Source organism: Mesorhizobium sp. Root552 (assembly GCF_001427285.1).
In the GTDB taxonomy this organism is placed as follows: domain Bacteria; phylum Pseudomonadota; class Alphaproteobacteria; order Rhizobiales; family Rhizobiaceae; genus Mesorhizobium.
In genome coordinates this window covers 74,297-90,281 of record NZ_LMFV01000008.1, presented here as the reverse complement: position 1 = coordinate 90,281, position 15,985 = coordinate 74,297, and the positions used below count along the sequence as shown (strand labels likewise).

The 15,985-nt window shown below is 61.2% G+C and carries 13 protein-coding genes; 8 read left to right on the top strand and 5 right to left on the bottom strand.

Annotation, left to right across the window (positions count from 1 at the left end):
• Positions 1-77 precede the first annotated feature (77 nt).
• A complete protein-coding gene (gene mntR / locus ASD50_RS04960) occupies positions 78-530 on the bottom strand; it encodes a manganese-binding transcriptional regulator MntR (RefSeq protein ID WP_056236888.1) in 453 nt (150 codons plus the stop codon).
• A gap of 275 nt (positions 531-805) precedes the next feature.
• Here mntR and ASD50_RS04955 point away from each other — a divergent pair, with 275 nt between their 5' ends.
• Both ASD50_RS04955 and ASD50_RS04950 read left to right on the top strand, forming a co-directional pair.
• Entirely contained in the window at positions 806-2,173 is a 1,368-nt protein-coding gene (locus ASD50_RS04955; protein WP_056236886.1) for an Nramp family divalent metal transporter, read from the top strand.
• 128 nt (positions 2,174-2,301) lie between these two features.
• A complete protein-coding gene (locus ASD50_RS04950) occupies positions 2,302-2,967 on the top strand; it encodes a dihydrofolate reductase family protein (RefSeq protein ID WP_056237021.1) in 666 nt (221 codons plus the stop codon).
• Between the two features lie 6 nt (positions 2,968-2,973).
• On the opposite strand, the gene ASD50_RS04945 is transcribed toward ASD50_RS04950, so the two are convergent.
• On the bottom strand, positions 2,974-4,152 hold the full coding sequence (locus ASD50_RS04945; RefSeq protein ID WP_056236884.1) for an MFS transporter: 1,179 nt from the start codon (positions 4,150-4,152) through the stop codon (positions 2,974-2,976).
• A gap of 192 nt (positions 4,153-4,344) precedes the next feature.
• Between ASD50_RS04945 and ASD50_RS04940 the strand changes: the two genes are divergently transcribed.
• The 3 genes from ASD50_RS04940 (at position 4,345) to ASD50_RS22930 (ending at position 10,504) form a co-directional block, all read left to right on the top strand.
• Positions 4,345-4,677, top strand: coding sequence for an ArsR/SmtB family transcription factor (locus tag ASD50_RS04940; RefSeq protein ID WP_056236881.1), 333 nt, complete (start codon positions 4,345-4,347; stop codon positions 4,675-4,677).
• 230 nt (positions 4,678-4,907) lie between these two features.
• Positions 4,908-8,390 (top strand): carbamoyl-phosphate synthase large subunit, encoded by a 3,483-nt coding sequence (gene carB / locus ASD50_RS04935; protein WP_056236879.1) that lies wholly within the window; start codon positions 4,908-4,910, stop codon positions 8,388-8,390.
• 461 nt (positions 8,391-8,851) lie between these two features.
• Positions 8,852-10,504, top strand: a complete 1,653-nt coding sequence (locus tag ASD50_RS22930; protein ID WP_156464941.1) for an RNA-directed DNA polymerase — start codon at positions 8,852-8,854, stop codon at positions 10,502-10,504.
• Between the two features lie 1,184 nt (positions 10,505-11,688).
• Here the strand turns inward: ASD50_RS22930 and ASD50_RS04920 are convergent.
• Entirely contained in the window at positions 11,689-12,144 is a 456-nt protein-coding gene (locus ASD50_RS04920) for a GFA family protein (RefSeq protein ID WP_056236873.1), read from the bottom strand.
• A 143-nt stretch (positions 12,145-12,287) separates the two neighbouring features.
• On the opposite strand from ASD50_RS04920, the gene ASD50_RS04915 reads away from it, so the two are divergent.
• Positions 12,288-12,626 carry a hypothetical protein gene (locus tag ASD50_RS04915; RefSeq protein WP_056236870.1) on the top strand — a complete coding sequence of 113 codons (339 nt, stop codon included), beginning with the start codon at positions 12,288-12,290 and terminating at the stop codon, positions 12,624-12,626.
• A 6-nt stretch (positions 12,627-12,632) separates the two neighbouring features.
• Here the strand turns inward: ASD50_RS04915 and ASD50_RS04910 are convergent, their stop codons facing one another.
• Complete coding sequence (locus ASD50_RS04910; RefSeq protein ID WP_244484434.1) at positions 12,633-13,466, bottom strand: lytic transglycosylase domain-containing protein; 834 nt, start codon at positions 13,464-13,466, stop codon at positions 12,633-12,635.
• Positions 13,467-13,644: 178 nt separating this feature from the next.
• Between ASD50_RS04910 and ASD50_RS04905 the strand changes: the two genes are divergently transcribed.
• Entirely contained in the window at positions 13,645-14,223 is a 579-nt protein-coding gene (locus ASD50_RS04905; RefSeq protein WP_056237018.1) for a methylated-DNA--[protein]-cysteine S-methyltransferase, read from the top strand.
• A gap of 10 nt (positions 14,224-14,233) precedes the next feature.
• Here ASD50_RS04905 and ASD50_RS04900 read toward each other — a convergent pair whose 3' ends face one another.
• Positions 14,234-14,557 carry a hypothetical protein gene (locus ASD50_RS04900; RefSeq protein ID WP_056236869.1) on the bottom strand — a complete coding sequence of 108 codons (324 nt, stop codon included), beginning with the start codon at positions 14,555-14,557 and terminating at the stop codon, positions 14,234-14,236.
• Between the two features lie 295 nt (positions 14,558-14,852).
• Here ASD50_RS04900 and ASD50_RS04895 point away from each other — a divergent pair, with 295 nt between their 5' ends.
• Entirely contained in the window at positions 14,853-15,065 is a 213-nt protein-coding gene (locus ASD50_RS04895) for a cold-shock protein (protein ID WP_056105757.1), read from the top strand.
• Positions 15,066-15,985: the final 920 nt, after the last annotated feature.

Genomic DNA, 15,985 nt, shown 5'->3' with positions numbered 1-15,985 from the left:
GTCGCAGTCAACGCGGCGCTGGCCCGCCGGTTCCGAATTAGTCGTACTTCCGAAGTAGCGGGAAAAAGCCGGCGGCGTCAGTCGGCAGCCATTGCACGGCGGAACGCGGCGAGCGTCTCGGCGCTGACATGATGTTCGATGCCTTCGGCATCTATGCGCGCGGTTTCGGCACTCACGCCCAGCGAGCGCAGGAAGGCTTCCACCGTCTGGTGGCGGATGCGGCTTTCCTCCGCCATTCTGCGACCCGCTTCGGTCAGGAAAACGCCGCGGTAAGGCTTGCGCGACACCAGCCCATCCATGCACAGGCGGCTCAGCATCTTGGCCACCGTCGGCTGCGCCACGCCAAGTCTTGCCGCAATGTCCACCTGCCGCGCCTCGTTGCCATCCTCGATCAGGTCGGCAATCAGTTCGACATAGTCTTCCACCAGTGCGCCGCGTCGCGCTTCACGCGTGGCGCGAAACCCTTCCGAATGCACTTCGGCATCGGGAAGCGGTTCGTCGCGCGCAATGGGACGTTTTCTGGGCGCCACCGCTTCCTCCTTCCTCGCAGTTACAGTTGCGACCCCTGGCGGGATCGAAACCAGCTTTCACATTCATAGCACAGGCTTGGTTCAGTCGCGCACGCAACCTGCCTCACCCACCCCAAACCTGTTTAACCCATTCGACAGGCTCCGCAACCCTCACCCCGATAGGCTTTCGTCCAACGCCAAAGGAAGCCATCATTATGAAATATAGCATATTGTATAATGTTGAGCCTTGGCATAATTATTGGCTATCGGAGCCTCACCCGTCTCGAAAGTCCACAATGTCCGAAACCGAACTCGTCGCATCGCCGCACAAGAGCAGGCGTTTCTTCCAGCGCTCGCAAGAAGCCATGCCCAGCCTGCCGGAAGTCCACGCCTCCATCGCGGTTCCCACCACCGGCGTCTGGTTCCGCCGGCTGTTCGCCTTCATGGGGCCGGGTTACATGGTCTCGGTCGGCTACATGGATCCGGGCAACTGGGCCACCGACCTCGCCGGTGGCGCGCAGTTCGGCTACACGCTTTTGTTCGTCATCATGCTGTCCAACCTGATGGCGATCCTCCTGCAGGCGCTTTCCGCCCGTCTCGGCATCGCCACCGGGCATGACCTCGCCCAGGCCTGCCGCGCCTACTATCCGAAGCCCGTCGCCTATGCGCTTTGGGTCGCCTGCGAACTTGCCATCATCGCCTGCGATCTGGCCGAAGTCATCGGCACGGCCATCGCGCTCCAGCTCCTGTTCGGCATTCCGCTTATCGGCGGCGTTTTGCTCACCGCGCTTGATGCCTTCCTGGTGCTGCTCTTGATGAACAAGGGCTTCCGCTATCTCGAAGCCTTCGTCATCGCGCTTCTCATCATCATCTTCGGCTGCTTTGCCGTGCAGATCTTCGTTGCCGCCCCGGCACCCGGCACCATCTTGCACTCGATGTTCATGCCCTCATCGGAGATCGTCACCAACCCGGCCATGCTCTACGTCGCCATCGGCATCATCGGCGCCACCGTCATGCCGCACAATCTCTACCTGCACTCCTCCATCGTGCAGACGCGCGCCTATGAACGCACCGACAAGGGCAAGCGCGATGCCATCAAGTGGGCCACAGTGGACTCCACCATCGCACTGATGCTGGCGCTGTTCGTCAATGCCTCGATCCTGATTGTCGCCGCCGTCGCTTTCCACGGCACGCCGCATCAGGACGTCGCCGAGATTGGCGATGCCTATCAGCTTCTTTCGCCGCTCCTCGGCCTCGGCATTGCCTCGACGCTGTTTGCCGTGGCGCTGCTCGCCTCCGGCCTCAACTCCACCGTCACCGCCACGCTGGCTGGCCAGATCGTCATGGAAGGCTTCCTGCGCCTGCGCCTGCCGCACTGGGCTCGCCGCCTGCTCACGCGCGGCCTCGCCATCATCCCGGTTGTCTTCGTCACCATTCTTTATGGCGAGAAGGGCACCGCCGAGCTTCTGGTGTTCAGCCAGGTCATCCTGTCGATGCAGCTTCCCTTCGCCGTCGTCCCGCTCGTATCCTTCGTCTCGGACCGCAAGAAAATGGGCAGCCTCGCCATCCCGCGCGCCGTGTCGGTACTGGCATGGTTCGTCGCTGGCCTCATTTTGATGCTGAACTTCAAGCTCCTCTACGACACCATCGTCGGCTTCGGTTGACTTGGAGAGACCCTGCCCTTCCTTGCAAATTTTCGCTGAAGCCTGTCGGATAGCGGCCCGCTCAATCGTCATTCCTGATGAAGCAGGCCACTACGGGCCAGCAGCAACGGGATAAAGGGAAGGTTCCCATGCGCAAGATCAAAGCCGCGACTTTCGTCAGCCTCGATGGCGTCATGCAGGCTCCGGGTGGGCCGCAGGAAGATACCGAGGGCGGTTTCAAATATGGCGGCTGGACGTTCCATTATTGGGACGACGTCATGGGCAAGGTCATGGACGAAGCCTTTTCCAAGCCTTTCGACCTTCTGCTTGGACGGCGCACCTACGACATCTTCGCCGCCCATTGGCCGCATGCGCCTGAAGAAGACCCGATAGCGAAAACCTTCAACGCCGTCACCAAATACGTCGCCACCCATTCGCCCGACACGCTTGCCTGGCAAAACAGTATTTCGCTCGGTCCCGACGTGGTCGCAACCTTGCGCAAGCTGAAGCAGCAAGACGGCCCCGACCTGCTTATCCAGGGCTCCAGCGAGCTTATCCAGACCTTGCTTGCCGCCGACCTCATCGACGAGATCACATTGCTGGTGTTCCCGTTGATCCTTGGCCCCGGCAAGCGCCTGTTCGGTAACGGAGCCATGCCCGCCGCCCTCAAGCTCGTCTCCTCGCAGGCTTCGAGCACCGGCGTCATCATGGCCACTTACCTGCGCAGCGGCGACATCAAGACCGGCTCGTTTGCGTTGGAGGAGCCGAGCGAAGCGGAGGTCGAACGCCGCGCCGGGCTCGAAGCCGGTAGCTGACGACGTTTACTCTGCCGGTAGCGGCGCAACCCTTGCCGTCCTGAGGCTCACAGTCAGGACGGCAAGCGCCGCAATCGGAAACGCCGCTGCGATGATGCCGAGATTGGCCGGCGTCGAATATTCCAGCACCCTTCCGCCGAACACCGTGCCGATAGCGATGCCGAGGTAGATTGCCGAGGCGTTGAGCGACAGCGTCAGGTGCGCGATCTCCGGTGCATAGGCAACGAGCCTGCTCGCCTGAGCCGGCGGGAACCCCCAGCCGATGATCCCCCACGGCACCATCAGGCCGATCAGGATCGGGCCGGCCAGCTCATGCGGAACGAATGTCAGGTCGAACGAAATCGTCAGGCAGACCAGCGAAGACAGGATGAGCGAAAGCACAACCACGCGCGTCGCCCCGAAGCGGTCGGCAAGGAAGCCGCTGGACAGGTTGCCGATCACCGCACCGACGCCGAAGGCCAGCAGCATGCCGGGCAAGGCGAGCGCCGGCAGGCCGGCGCCTTCCATGGCCAGCGGCGCGAAATAGGAAATCAGCATGAAGCCGCCGGTCAGGTAGAGCAGCGTCACCATCAGTGACGGCAGAATGCCCGGCTGGCCAAGGCTGTGCAGCCGCTCGCGCATGGTCAGGCGCGTGCCTTGCAGCCCGCGCGGCAGGCGCAGCCAAAGCACGAACGAGCAGGCAAGGCCAAGCAGCGCAATGGCCCCGAAGGTACCTCGCCAGCCCCAGAAATTGGCAATCAAGGCTCCCAGCGGCGCACCCAGCGCCACGGCAAACGTCGTCCCGCCAACCACGACCGAAATGGCGAGCGCCCTGTGCTCCGGTCCAGCCAGCGCCACGGCGGTCGCTTGTGCGGTTGCCGCGAACAGGCCCGCAGCCATGCCCATGATGATCTGCGCCGCCGCAAGGGCTGTAAACGAGGAACTCGTCGCCGCAACGCCGTTGCCCGCCACGAATATCAGCATCGCCACGACCAGAAGCTTGCGGCGGTCGGCCGCACCGAACAGCGCCGATAGCGTCGGCGCTCCGATCGCGTAGGCCAGCGAAAAGGCGGTGATCAGGTAGCCGGCGCTCGGAATGGAAACATGCGCGTCAGCCGCAATCGATGGCAAAAGGCTCGAAAAGACGAAGCCGACGGTGCTCATTGCGAACGAGCCGACCGCGAGCCATATAAGGCGTCTGTCCATGGAACTGTCCTTAGTTCAAGATTTATTGAACTATTGAACTTGTTGCCTCGATATATCAATTACCTATCGCAAGGCTGCTGACAGCCCTGTGTCATGAACCCGGCCGCCAGCGCGGCCAAACCGAGTTGAAGCAAGCCGCAAAATGCGGCCAGGCCGAATTGAAACCGGCCGCCAATGTTGTAGCCTTCGCCCATGAACCTGCCCCATCCTCTTCCCGAACAGATCACGCTCGCCAACGTGCTTTCGGCGCTGGGCGATCCGACCCGGCTTGCCATCGTCGCCACGCTCAACCGCACCGGCACGCCGCTGAATTGCGGCCGCTTCAACGAATTCGGCTCCAAGACCAATGTCAGCTACCATCTCGCCAAGCTGCGCGAGGCCGGCATCACCAACACCGAGGTCGCCGGCACCAGCCGGCTGATCACCTTGCGCCGGGCCGACCTCGACACGCTTTTTCCCGGTCTGCTCGATTCGGTGATTGCCGCGGCGCGGGATTCCGCCGCGCCTGCAGAGAGCCGGAAATAGCGTCGGCCCGAGCCTCCGCCCCCGAGATTTCCGCCTGCGCCGATTACGCACAGTTCATTGGCCTAAAAGCGTACTTTTCGGGGTTACATCGCGCGGAACTCTCCCCTATAAGGCCCCCTTAGCCACTAAGAACCTTGCCCGCACACTGGCCCGGTCCTCCACGACGCGTTCCACGCGAAACGGAGAAACCTCGCCGGTCTTTCGTGCAGCCCAGACCCGACGGACCCGCCATGCCAAAACGCACCGATATCAAATCCATCCTGATCATCGGCGCCGGCCCCATCGTCATCGGCCAGGCCTGCGAGTTCGACTATTCCGGCACCCAGGCCTGCAAGGCGCTCAGGCAGGAGGGCTTTCGCGTCATCCTCGTCAACTCCAACCCGGCCACCATCATGACCGACCCGGAGCTAGCCGACGCCACCTATATCGAGCCGATCACGCCCGAAGTCGTCGCCAAGATCATCGCCAAGGAGCGCCCCGACGCGCTTCTCCCCACAATGGGCGGCCAGACCGCGCTCAACACCGCGCTGTCGCTGCGCCGCATGGGCGTGCTCGAGCGCTACAATGTCGAGATGATCGGCGCAGACGCGCACGCCATCGACAAGGCCGAGGACCGCGCCCTGTTCCGTGAGGCGATGAAGAAGATCGGGCTGGAAACGCCGAAATCGATGCTGGCCAACGCCACCGACGTCAAGGACGCCGACCGCAAGAAGCACGAGGCCGACCGCGCCGCCCTCAAGGCCGAAAGCCCCGCCAATCTCGACGCCGCGCTCGATGCGCTCGAAACCCGCTGGAACCTCGGCGAAGGCGACCGCAAGCAGCGCTACGTCGCGCACGCCATGGGCGTCGCCGCCCAGGCGCTCGACGCCGTCGGCCTGCCCGCCATCATCCGCCCCTCCTTCACGCTCGGCGGCACCGGCGGCGGCATCGCCTACAACCGCGCCGAGTTCTTCGACATCGTCCAGTCCGGCCTCGACGCCTCCCCCACCACCGAAGTGCTGATCGAGGAATCGGTGCTTGGCTGGAAGGAATACGAGATGGAGGTGGTGCGCGACAAAGCCGACAACTGCATCATCGTCTGCTCGATCGAAAACGTCGATCCGATGGGCGTTCACACCGGCGATTCCATCACGGTTGCCCCTGCGCTCACCTTGACCGACAAGGAATACCAGATGATGCGCAACGCCTCGATCGCGGTGCTGCGCGAGATCGGCGTCGAGACCGGCGGCTCCAACGTCCAGTTCGCCGTCAACCCGGCCGATGGCCGCCTCGTCGTCATCGAGATGAACCCGCGCGTCTCGCGCTCCTCCGCGCTCGCCTCCAAGGCGACCGGCTTCCCCATCGCCAAGATCGCCGCCAAGCTCGCCGTCGGCTACACGCTGGACGAGCTCGAAAACGACATCACCGGCGGCGCGACGCCCGCCTCCTTCGAGCCGTCCATCGACTATGTCGTGACCAAGATCCCGCGCTTCGCCTTCGAGAAATTCCCCGGCGCGGAACCCACGCTCACCACCGCCATGAAGTCGGTCGGCGAAGTCATGGCCATCGGCCGCACCTTCCAGGAATCGCTGCAAAAGGCGCTGCGCGGTCTCGAAACCGGCCTCACCGGCCTCGACGAGATCGAAATCCCCGGCATTGGAACCGGCGACGACAGAAACGCCATCCGCGCAGCGCTCGGTACCCCCACGCCCGACCGGCTGCGCATGGTGGCGCAGGCGATCCGCATGGGCACCTCGCTCGAAGACGTGCATGCCATGTGCAAGATCGACCCGTGGTTCCTCGAGCAGATCGCCGGCATCATCGCCCTTGAAGCCCGCATCCGCGAGCACGGCCTTCCTGAGGATGCCGAGAACCTGCGCATGCTGAAGGCTTCCGGCTTCTCCGATGCGCGCCTCGCCTCGCTCACCGGCAAGACCGCCAAGGAAGTCGCGCATCTGCGCAACGCGCTGGCCGTCCATCCCGTCTACAAGCGCATCGACACCTGCGCCGCCGAATTCGCCTCGCCCACCGCCTACATGTACTCCACCTACGAGGTGCCGTTCGCCGGCTCCCTCGCCAACGAGGCCGGCATTTCCGACCGCAAGAAGGTGGTCATCCTCGGCGGCGGCCCCAACCGCATCGGCCAGGGCATCGAGTTCGACTATTGCTGCTGCCACGCCTGCTTTGCGCTCGCCGAGGCCGGCTACGAATCGATCATGATCAACTGCAACCCGGAGACGGTCTCGACCGACTACGACACCTCCGACCGCCTCTATTTCGAACCGCTCACCGCCGAGGACGTCATCGAGATCCTCAAGATGGAACAGACGCGTGGCGAACTCGTCGGCGTCATCGTTCAGTTCGGCGGCCAGACCCCGCTGAAGCTTGCCGAGGCGCTGGAAAAGAACGGCATCCCGATCCTCGGCACCTCGCCCGACATGATCGACCTTGCCGAAGACCGCGACCGCTTCCAGAAGCTGTTGCAGAAACTCGACCTCACCCAGCCCAAGAACGGCATCGCCCTCTCCGTCGAGCAGGCGCGCACCGTCGCCGGCGAGCTCGGCTTCCCGCTGGTCGTGCGCCCGTCCTATGTGCTCGGCGGCCGCGCCATGCAGATCATCTACGACGAGGGCATGCTGCAGACCTACCTGCTCGACACCGTGCCCGGCCTCGTGCCGGAAGACATCAAGCAGAAATACCCCAACGACAAGACCGGCCAGATCAATACCCTGCTCGGCAAGAACCCGCTCCTGTTCGACACCTATCTCACCGAAGCCGTCGAGGTGGACGTGGATTGCCTGTGCGACGGCAAGTCAACCTTCATCTCCGGCATCCTGGAGCACATCGAGGAAGCCGGCATCCATTCCGGCGACTCGGCCTGCTCGCTGCCGGTGCATTCGCTCTCGACCGAGATCGTTGACGAGATCGAGCGCCAGACGGCGGCGCTTGCCAAGGCGCTCAATGTCGGCGGCCTGATGAACGTGCAGTACGCCATCAAGGACGGCACCATCTACGTGCTGGAAGTGAACCCGCGCGCCTCGCGCACCGTGCCTTTCGTTGCCAAGACTATCGGCCGCCCCATCGCCAAGATCGCCGCGCGCATCATGGCCGGCGAAACGCTGGACGAGGCCTTCGCCCATTATGGCGCCAAGCCCGACCCCCGCAATCCCGGCCACATCGCGGTCAAGGAAGCGGTGTTCCCCTTCGCCCGTTTCCCCGGCGTCGATACGCTGCTCGGCCCGGAAATGCGCTCCACCGGCGAGGTCATGGGCCTCGACACCGACTATGCGCTGGCCTTCGCCAAGAGCCAGCTCGGCGCCGGCGTGGACCTGCCGCGTTCGGGCACGCTGTTCGTCTCGGTGCGCGATGAAGACAAGAAAGGCATCCTGCCTGCCGTCAAGCGCCTTGCCGAGCAGGGCTTCAAGGTGCTGGCCACCTCCGGCACCGCCCGCTTCCTCGGTGAAAACGGCGTCGCGGCGGAAAAGATCAACAAGGTGCTGGAAGGCCGCCCGCATATCGAGGACGCCATCCGCAACCGCCAGGTGCAGATCGTCTTCAACACCACGGACGGACAGAAGGCGGTCTCGGACTCAAAGTCGCTGCGCCGCGCCACGCTGATGCAGAAGGTGCCCTACTACACCACGCTGTCCGGCGCCGCCGCCGTGGCCGAGGCCATCGCCGCCCTGCGTGCGGGAAGCTTGGAAGTCAGACCGCTGCAGGAATACTTCCTGTAAGGCGAGCGCCGAAGCTGCTTTTCTCTCCCCGTTCTACGGGGAGAGATGCTGTCCGAAAAGCGGGCAAAACGCCCAATTACTTGGCTTTCGAGCACCGACACCAAGAGATTGAACGGCTATCTCGCCAACATCTCAATAGTGTCGCCCGCGAATAACAGAACCCTTGAGGTGCGCGACGCCATTCCCCGCCTTCTTTTGGCAATAGTTGTCGTACGCAGCGGAGAAGGAGCGGCGCGGCGCAAGTTACCAATCCTCACCCTCCATTTGTAGGAAAAGGGCAAGCACGAGCTCACCAACTTCGCACCGACGCCAAAGCGGCACTTTGAGGCGGCCGCTCTCGCGGAAAGCGCTGGCCGCCAATTAGGCCCAATTGACCATGTTGCTTTCGACTTGATTCTACCGCACAGTCAAACTCACTTGCGGACTAAATAAGAATTAACTTTCGGAACGGTTTGATTGCAATGCCAAAGTTCTTAGGGGATTCCAAGAGCATTTTTGCTGAACGGGTTCTTGAACATGGCTATTTTCCAGAAAACATGCCGCCTGTATTTGCTGTCGAGAACCTCCACGAGGCGGCAATAAAGCCGCTTAGCGCCGACCAGTTCTTGACGGATAAGCCAACCGAGGCCTGCAAATACAACTCTTCGAAAAGAGGAGGTCAACGACGTGTCTTCACCATGCCTAACCCTGTGTACATGGTGGACACAGTTCATTTTTTCACGTTGCATCAGTATGAAATTGACGAGCACCTATCGAAATCTGAAGACAGCAGTTCGAATCCCGAATTCTCAGCGACAACAACAAGACCAATAGGTATCAGCAGCTATGCGGAATTTCACAAGCGTAGGCGCAGAGACCTGTCACTATCACGCTACGTGGTGCGAACCGACATATCACGCTACTACCATTCTATTTACACTCATTCATTGCCTTGGGCCTTACATGGCAAGCCTGCAGCAAAAAAAGACCGAAAGCCGGATTCCATTGACGTATATGGAAATCGACTAGATTGGCTAACTAGGCAAGCTCAAGATGGTCAGACCGTTGGAATTCCTATCGGACCAGATGTTTCCCGTATTACATCCGAAATCATAGGCGTAGCGATTGATCAGCGTTTTAGAAAAGCGCATGGTCACAATATTCCAATGCTTCGACTCGTCGATGATATATATATTGGAAGCGATAATATTGACGATGCGCATACTTATTTGAGCGGAATAAGGGATGCCATACGCGCTTTCGAGCTGGACATAAACGAATCTAAGACAGTCATCCTAAGTGCTAGCGATGATCTTGAGCCGTACTGGCCTGTTGAAATACGTAGAGAGCTTGAACGTTATAAATCAGAAGGCTTGCCAAATAGTCAGATGAAGGCTGACTTTGTACATTTTATGGATGAAATTCTTCGCAAAGCCGCTTCTTATAAAGATGAAGGCATTGTCAAATTTGCGGTTCGAAAAATGGACGAACTCGCAATTTGGACGGAATACTGGGACATTATAGAACCATTTCTAGTGCGAGCTGCGATTAATTTTCCTCATTGTTGGGACTATGTCGCGCGCGTTGTTGCGTGGCGTAATGTTGTGAAATCGATCGATCAAAAAAAATGGATAGAGGTGATCGACAAATCTATCCGCCAAAATGTGAAATCCGGTCACGATTCAGAAATATCATGGGCTTTGTGGCTTCTTAAGGAGATTGAGGGGCCATTAGATAAGGAAATATTTGAAGCGGTCCTTCTGCGCTGTGGTCCAATGCCTTGTTTGATAGCGCTCGACATTCACGAGAAATCGAAAGCCCCCTACAAGATACCTAAAGAAGCACTTTTGGAGAGACTCGGTGATCAGCCGATGTTGAGCAACAACTGGCTATTGGCCTACGAGGGGGACCGGCAGTTTGGGCTCAAGATAAAATCAAAGAATATTCAAGGAAATCAATTCTTTAAGCAGCTATATGATGATGACGTTTCATTCTATAATAGAGACGCTGAATCGTGGGTGTTCGAAGACGAAGATGACAAGGGGAGCGTAAAATTCGCAATAGAAAAGGGCGCCGGTGGTTACGATAGCCTCTACGAAGACGGCGATGACGATGACGATGACGATGAATTCTGACTAGACTGACTGGGCGAGCTTATCCAGTAGCGCCATTGTGCGCAGGCGGTGCGACATTCGGTGGCGATTTCGCCGCACATGGGCGTTCATCTCAAATCCGTCATCCCGGAAGCGAAGTGAGGCGAAGCTGTCCGGGATCCATTCCGTGACGGTTCGGCAGTGCGAAGGCGGAGGATACCTACCGTTTCTGGCGCAAACGCTGACACCTCCCTCTCCTCAGGGGAGAGGGTAAGGGTGAGGGGCAGCGCTGAGTTGGCCAAGCGTGGACCAACCTCGGCCTGACCACCACCTAACTCCTTGATCCCACTCACTTCCCGAAAAATCTTCCATCTCCCTTATCCACCCTCTTTTCACTTCCCCCATAATCCACCCATCGCTCTTGCGGGAGACCTGGTGCGCACCGGGTATCAGGGAAGGGCGTCGGTGCCGGGCTGGTCGTCTGCGGTAGGCGGCTGGGTGATGAGCCCCTAAGTTCGGCCCTCGAACCGGGCGCAGTGTTGCCCGCAGTTGTCGGCCATTGAGGCTGGAGCTGCGGCATGGCCGGTGCATCGGTTGAGGGAAGCCACCGGACGGGCGGCCGCAAGGCCGCACTACTTAACTAAACAAGCGACCGAACGGCCGCCCGTCCTCCCGACCTCTCAACCGAGGTCAGTTCTTTGACAATGGCCAGACGGCTTTAGCCGGGCGTGGCAACGAATAGGTATACCCGTCCCTTCGTCATCCCAGGGCGGAGCAGGCCGAAGGCCGTCGCGCAGACCCTAGGATCCATGCCGTGATCAAACGGAAGCGCGCAAAGGGTGCAAAGAAGACCCCATTCTGAGCCGCCCTGCACCACACAATCCTCACGGCATGGATCCTCGGGTCGCGCCTTTCGCTGCGCTCAGGCTTGCCCGAGGATGACGAGGGGGAAGAATCTCCCACGCGAAGAAGCAAACCACCCCCACCGCGTCATCCCGGAAGCGAGCAGAGCGAAGCGACGGCGATGCTGTCCGGGATCCATTCCGTGACCAATCGGCAGCGCGCAAGGGGCGCATAAGAAAGCCCCTCATTGTGAGCCGCCCCATACAGGTTGATCCTCGCGGCATGGATCCTCGGATCGCGCCTTTCGCCATGCTCAGGCTTGCCCGAGGATGACGATGTGGAAAGGGGTGCGCCCCTCCCTATTCAGGGGAGCGAAAATCCCCTCACCCGGCCCAGTCCGCATAGCCCGCAATCAGTTCGCCGATGTCCTCCATCGAGGGGAACGTCTCGAAGCTCCGCACCGCGCCGGTTTCGGCAAAGGGCAACCTGGTGCTGGCATAGGTTTCCATATAGGGCCGGAACCAGTTCGTATCGTTGAACATGGTCGGCCGCACATTGACGAAGTCGAAGCCGACGGGTCGCGTGAACAGCCACGTCATGCAGTGCGCGCAGAAATAATGGTTGAGGTCGGCGCCGTGCAGGCCGCCGATCACCGGCTCGCCCTTCGCCACTTCGAACCCGTCCGCCGGCACCATTGCGGTCAGCGAATAGGCCGAAGATGCCATTTTCTGGCAACCGTGGCAGTGGCAGGCGGCGGTGCAGATCGGCGCCTTGGTGATGCGGATTTCGACCTGCCCGCAGCGGCACGAACCGGAAAGGGGAAGCGCAATGGGTGGCATGACGGCCTCTTTGCTGTTTCCCCCGCTATAACAAAAACCGGTCCGGCTTGTCCCCTCGTCCCGCGCTTGCCCTATAGTAACGACAAGCACTGGCGCACAATCGCCAGGTGCGCGAAACGCTTGGCCATACCTGTGGAGGTGCAATGGACGATCCCGACGAGGTTTCCCTCATTCCGCCGCAGGTCGTGGCCGACAACGCCGCCAAGGGGCTGGCGATGCGCGCGCAGTTCAAGCGCGGCGGCACCGAGATCGGCGTGGCGCGCGCCACTGAACTGAAGGCGTGCAAGCCGCTCGCGCCCTCCACCATCCGCCGCATGGTCAGCTATTTCGCCCGCCATGAAGTGGACAAGCGCGGCAGGAACTACGGCAACGAGGCAAATCCGTCCGCCGGCTATATCGCCTGGCATCTGTGGGGCGGCGACGAAGGCCGCGTCTGGGCGCTCGAACTGAAGAAGCGCATCGGCAATGCGCCCGACATATGAAAAGGATCAGGAATCGGTCAGCGCAACCGGCAGGTCGACCACGGGCGGCGTCTCCACCGGCAGCGCCGGCGCGACCAGAACAGGCTCGCGGCGGCGCTTGCGGTCCTTGCCGAGCCCGGTGATGCCCAGCATGCCGCGGCGCTTGGCGTCGTAATAATAGCCGGTCTGGTAGAGCCGGTCGGCGCGGTTCTCGTCGCCATCGGCCACCAGCCACGCCCCGCGCAGGTACTTCACCGCGTATTTAAGGTTGGTCTCGGCATCGAGCAGCCCGTTGGCCGGACCGTCATAGCCCATGCCGCGCGCCGTCGCGTGCTTGATCTGCATCAGCCCCCAGTGACCCTTGTTGTAGGCCATCGGGTTGAACGTGCTTTCGCGATTGACAACGCGCCGCACGAAATTTTCCGGCACTTCGTAGATCGCGGCATATTTGGCGATCAGCATATCGACCTGGCCGCGCGGCGCTGCAATCGGCGAGGCTGGCTGCTGTGGCGCCACGAACGAGGCCGGCTGGATTTCAGGCGTTGCCGAAGCAAGCAGCGCCGGTTGCGCCTGCACGCCGGGCATCGCAACGGGCTGTTGCGTGGCGTCGGCCACCGTCGCGTCGCCCGGTTGCGCCGGAGCCGGCAAACCGGCCATGTCGGGGTTCACCGTGGCCTGCGCATAGGCGCTTTCGGGGAGGACTGCGACTGTATCGGGCAGCGGAATGGTGAAGCCGGCATCGGTTTCGTCGACACTTGCGGACTGCGCCAATTGCGGCGATTGCGAGGTCGTGGTGCAGCCGGCAAGGCCGAACGCGGCCAGCATCACACCAAGGGCAGCAATGGGCAGCTTCGCTGGCAAACCGGGGGTTCGAAGTCCGTTGATCGGAAAAACGTGATTTCCGCTCCTTACATCAGCCGAGTCTGGCCCGCAACCTGTCCTCCGGTAACTTGTTGTTTGCGCGTATTTCGGGTGGCGATCCCCTCCGGCCGGTGCGATAATGTTCCCGCTTCGTACCAAAGTGCGAAAGGATGACAAGATGAACGACAAAGCCAGCCCTGAAACCATCGGCCATTCCGTATTCGAAACGGCGCTCGGCTTCATGGGAATTGCCTGGAGCGAACGCGGATTAACCCGTGTGCATCTCGCGCAGAAGAGCCGCGAAAGCGTCGAGCGCAACCTGCTGCGCAAGATCGGCACCGGCGCACCCATAAGCCGCGATATGCCGGCATGGGTGGCCGACCTTGTCGTTCGCATCAAGGCTTATGCGGCAGGCGAGGAAGTCGATTTCTCGGACGTCCCGGTCGACCTCTCCGGCGTCGACGATTTCCAGTTGGCCATCTACGACGCCGCGCGCAAGCTTCGCTTCGGTGAAACCACCACCTATGGCGAGCTTGCCAAGCGCGCCGGCAAGGCCGGCCTGCCACGCGAAACCGGCGCAGCACTCGGGGCGAACCCGGTGCCGCTGGTCATTCCCTGCCATCGCATCCTTGCCGCCGGCGGCAAGATCGGCGGCTTCTCCGCTCCTGGAGGTTCAGCGTCGAAGGAAAAAATGCTGGCGCTGGAAGGCGTGCATGTCGGCCCGCCGCCGTCGCCGCAGTCTACATTCGCGTTCTGAGGGCTCGGCCTCAGTCAGGCCATATCCGCCGCCACCGTTGCTCATATTCCGGCCGCTTGCATTTATAGACCGGACAGGAATTGAGGTCCCCGCTCGGCACGAAGGCGCGGCTGCGCACTTCGCCCATTTCGCAGAAGCGGTCGTCGCGCACATAGCGGTCATAGAGCGTGATGTTCGGATTGCGCGGCGAGCGGTAGCGCAACAGAGCCGCTCCGTCGCGGTCAACCCGCGCCTGCACCTCGCCGCAGCTCATCCGGGTGGGATCATAGCGTGAGATTGCATGTGCCTCCGCCGCGATCAGGCAAAGGCTCGCCGCAACAAGGATTGCTTTCATGGGTGCCTCCGGATCTAGCTCGCACGGCAACAATTGCTTTCGCCGTAACGCCAGCAGAACCGCGAAGTTCCGCCGCAAATGCGGCGTCCTTTTGGCGTCCAGCCGCAAGCTGCTTCCTGTAACCTCTTGTTTTTGCCTCGAACAAGGGTTATATGCACCCCGTTGATATTTCGGCCGATCGATCCGGGCCTCGCGATCCTCGCGTTTGCTGACGTCTTTCTCCAAAATCTCGATGCCACCGGCCGGGCTTTGGTCCGGTCACCGAAAACATGAGCAAACTCGAAGGAATACTACTATGGCAACAGGGACCGTTAAGTGGTTCAACGCCACCAAGGGCTACGGCTTCATCCAGCCTGACAATGGCGGCGCGGACGTGTTCGTCCACATCTCCGCTGTCGAACGCGCTGGCATGTCGACCCTCAACGAAGGCCAGAAGGTCAATTTCGAGATCGAGCAGGACCGCCGCACCGGCAAGTCGTCCGCTGGATCTCTGAGCAAGGCAGCCTGATTTTGCACAAGGCGCGCGCCGGGCGATAGTTCGGGGCGCGCAGCAAGTCACGGATGTACTGGCGGCTGCGCGAGAAGCGCGCCGGAGCATGATGACCCCGACCAGCCGAAGCAGCAGATTGCTGCCGGCCCGGACACCAGGCTCCCGATCAGGCTCCCAAGCAATCGAAAGGCGGGATTTATCCCGCCTTTTTGTTTTTCTGCCCGCCTTCTGTTTTCCGAAAATCTCGAATCACAGCCTCGCGGCATCAAACCCACGACGCCATCGCTTCACTTGATAGTCCCGACCAACTGAAGCGCGTGCCTCAGCTCCGTCATCCCGGAGTAGTTGGAAATTGCACATCTATTCATTGCCACGCCCGCTTTCGCGTCTGGGAGCCTTTTGCCACGCTGGTTCTTTGTTTCGCAATTCCGAACGGAAAACCGGTTCCCACTTTTCCTGGAACTGCTCCGAACTCGCTCGCTAACGCTCGTCGCTGGCGGGGACGATTCCTTGCCCCGCCCTTAAGCTCCTTGCTTCGCTCGTCGCTGGCGGGGACGCTTCCTTGCCCCGCCCTTAAGCTCCTTGCTTCGCTCGTCGCTGGCGGGGGCCCCGAGGAATGGCCAGACGGCTATCGGAGTTCGTGCTTTATGGTTGCCACGCCCGCTTTCGCGTCTGGCCATTGTCAAAGAACTGACCTCATTTGAGAGGTCGGGAGGACGGGCGGCCGGTCGGTCGCTCGTTTAGTTAAGTAGTGCGGCCTTGCGGCCGCCCGTCCGGTGGTCTTGCCTCCCTGAGGGGGCGCTGCCGTCCAATGCGGCCCGCTGGCTCAGTCGAGGCCCGGACTTGGGGNACCGTCATGCGACCAATCCGGCACCGACGCCCTTCCCTGATACCCGGTGCGCACCAGGTCTCCCGCAAGGGCGATGGCAGCGAGTATG